3 protein-coding genes are annotated in these 2,575 nt (G+C 42.0%); 1 reads left to right on the top strand and 2 read right to left on the bottom strand.

All coding sequences use genetic code 11. The features are described 5' to 3' along the window. A partial coding sequence (gene lnt / locus DKW60_RS22025; RefSeq protein WP_181389848.1) for an apolipoprotein N-acyltransferase occupies positions 1–738 on the top strand: 738 nt, incomplete at its 5' end. Here lnt and DKW60_RS22020 read toward each other — a convergent pair. Continuing rightward, positions 718–2,049, bottom strand: coding sequence for a beta-ketoacyl-[acyl-carrier-protein] synthase family protein (locus DKW60_RS22020; protein ID WP_109839820.1), 1,332 nt, complete (start codon positions 2,047–2,049; stop codon positions 718–720). The two genes, lnt and DKW60_RS22020, sit on opposite strands and share 21 nt — an antisense overlap. Further along, positions 2,039–2,293 (bottom strand): acyl carrier protein, encoded by a 255-nt coding sequence (locus DKW60_RS22015; RefSeq protein ID WP_109839819.1) that lies wholly within the window; start codon positions 2,291–2,293, stop codon positions 2,039–2,041. The genes DKW60_RS22020 and DKW60_RS22015 overlap by 11 nt, the downstream gene beginning before the upstream one ends. Positions 2,294–2,575: the final 282 nt, after the last annotated feature.

Raw genomic sequence — 2,575 nt, 5'->3', positions numbered from 1 at the left:
TTGCCACAACCAGACTTGGTGATCTGGCCAGAGTCATCTATTGCAATGGAGCTTCGCAGGGTATACCACTATCTAAAAGAAGGGGCTGTAGCACTTGAAGCTTCTGGTACGCCTATTATGTTAGGCGGCTATCGTAATATTGGTGGGCGAATGTTTAATTCCTTCATGCAAGCGTCAAACCCCGATAAGTATTACACCAAGCGCCATTTAATTCCTTTTGGGGAATACACGCCTGATTGGCCATTCATCGATTTGTCACAGTTCTTGCCGGAACAAGATATGGATAACCTTAAAGAAGGCTTGAACCAACAGTCATTGATTTCAGTGGCAGGAGTAAAGCTGGCCGTTGCCATCTGCTATGAAATCTTATTCAGCGAAGAGTTGAGGCATGATTGGAAAGAGGCGACAGTGTTAGTCTATATCAGTGACCTCAGTTGGTTTAAAGATACTTGGGCCAGTCCTCAGTTGTTACAAATGGCGCAGATGCGAGCTATCGAAAGTGGCAAGCCCTTGGTTACATCAACTAATCATGGTGTAACCGCAATTATAGATAGTCATGGTGTTATCACGCAGCGTGTTGAGGGAGAAGCAGGGTATATCGATGGTGTAATAATACCAAAAAGCGGGAGTACACCTTATACAAATTACGGTAGCATTTATATCGTTGGATTGTGCTTTTTATTTGTTTTATTAGGTGTATTTCGCGCGTTGTATGTTTCAATATGCCGACAGAATTAGCGCTGAGTTATGCCCACCAAAAGCGAAGGATTGAGAGAGTACATTTGTAATCTGCTGATCTTTTACTTCGGTAACAAAGTTTAGGTCGCGAATGGGGTTAACTAGGTTATTGCAAGGGTGTGTAGTTTGATTTTGCAGGCTCAATACACTGATGACAGCTTCCATAGCACCACTCGCACCGATAGCGTGTCCTGTGATGGATTTACTGGCATTTATAATGGGTTTCTGTCCGAATAATTCTTCTATAATCATGCTTTCTATCTGGTCGTTTAGCTTGGTACCTGTTCCGTGGGTATTAATATAGTCGATATTTGTTGGTACAAGCTGGGCATCGGTCATAGCATGGTGGATCATGCTTTTAATCTGGCCCCCTGAAGGCTCTAAGCTCATCATGGAATAGGCATCGAAAGTTTCAGCGTAACCAGTGATTTGTGCCAGTATTTCTGCACCGCGTTTTATTGCGGCTGATTCTTTCTCAAGGATTAAGATGCCGGAGCCTCCTTGTGATAGGAGAAAGCCAGTTCTGTCACGATCAAAGGGGCGATTAGCTATATTGATATCACTCGAAGGTTGGGCCAATGTCCTTGCTATGTCAAAGCCTCTATAAATGCCGCCATAGTCATCGTAAAGGTATTCAGCACCTCCGCAAATGGCAAAATCTAGCGTGCCATTTTTTATTGCTTGGTAAGCTTGACCGATTGCGGTGGTACCAGAGGAACAGGCTTGACAGATTGTTTGATTGATTCCGCGAATGGAGTATTTAATGCCTACTGCCGCAGATACTGAGTTAGGCATTAACATCGAAACAGAAAAGGGGTTCACTCTTGGGGGGTGGATTAATTTCTTGGTTACCTCTGGCTGTACATTGTCTTCCATTAGCGCTTTTTTAGTGTTGCTGAGCATTTGAAACGCTTGATTTTCAAGGAAGCTATGTGCTCCACCGATACCACTCCCAATAAATATCCCCGTCCTTGTATGGGCAGCTAAATCCAGGGAAAACTGATTCTTTTTTTCGTTTGCAATAACGGTTTCAACACCGGCCTGTTGAAGGGCTTGTTGTGTGGCTATCATTGCTAACAAGCTTACAGGGTCGCGTTGCATTATCTCTATACGGCCGAATCCATAGCCTTTGTAGTCTATCGTTGGTAGTGGAGACCATATCCCTGAATTATACTTGGCATAATCATTCCACCTTTCTGGTACTTTGGATACATTGCTTTGGCTTTGAAGGCAAGCATTCCAGAAGGAACTGATGTCATTACCAGCCGAGTTGATAATGCCCATCCCTGTTACGACAATTTTATCCAACATTCTTACTCATGGTTTCTGTTACATAATTAATGACATCGTTAACCGTGTTGAATTGATCTGCCACACTGTCGTCGATTTCGCCATCGAACTCTTCCTCTAAAATGAGGGCTAAGCTAACCATATCAATAGAGTCAGCACTTAAGTCTTCTTTGAATGATAAATTGTCATTTGTGACTGGTTCATTTAAAGAAAAGGTTTCTTGCACGGCGTCTCGAATTTTTTGAGCAACTAGGTTATTATCCATTTTAAATCTCTATTCCTTAAGGCATTCTGAGGGTAACCTCATGCCATTAGAGGGGCAAGCAGTATTAGGCTGTTTTTTGAAGGTTATTCGCCTTGGTTAGCCTGAGTAAAAATGGTTTATGGAAGTGCTGAAGAAAGATTGTGTTCCGTGTTTTTGAACAAATTATTTGTGATGGCATGAGGTATGGCATGGCTCACTAAAATATTTCATTCTTACTTTAAGTGCTTGAAATATTTATATTTGTTGTTGCCATTCAATAATAAGATTCAAAACATAGAATAA

The sequence above is a fragment of the Leucothrix pacifica genome (genome assembly GCF_003172875.1).
In the GTDB taxonomy this organism is placed as follows: Bacteria; Pseudomonadota; Gammaproteobacteria; order Thiotrichales; family Thiotrichaceae; genus Leucothrix; species Leucothrix pacifica.
Note: the sequence above shows the minus strand (reverse complement) of the source record. Positions and strands in the feature narration are given on the sequence as shown.

What these genes read in the sequence shown, in the direction of transcription:
- DKW60_RS22020 (WP_109839820.1), bottom strand. Translation starts at nt 2,049, where the DNA reads ATGTTGGATAAAATTGTCGTAACAGGGATGGGCATTATCAACTCGGCT.
- DKW60_RS22015 (WP_109839819.1), bottom strand. Translation starts at nt 2,293, where the DNA reads ATGGATAATAACCTAGTTGCTCAAAAAATTCGAGACGCCGTGCAAGAA.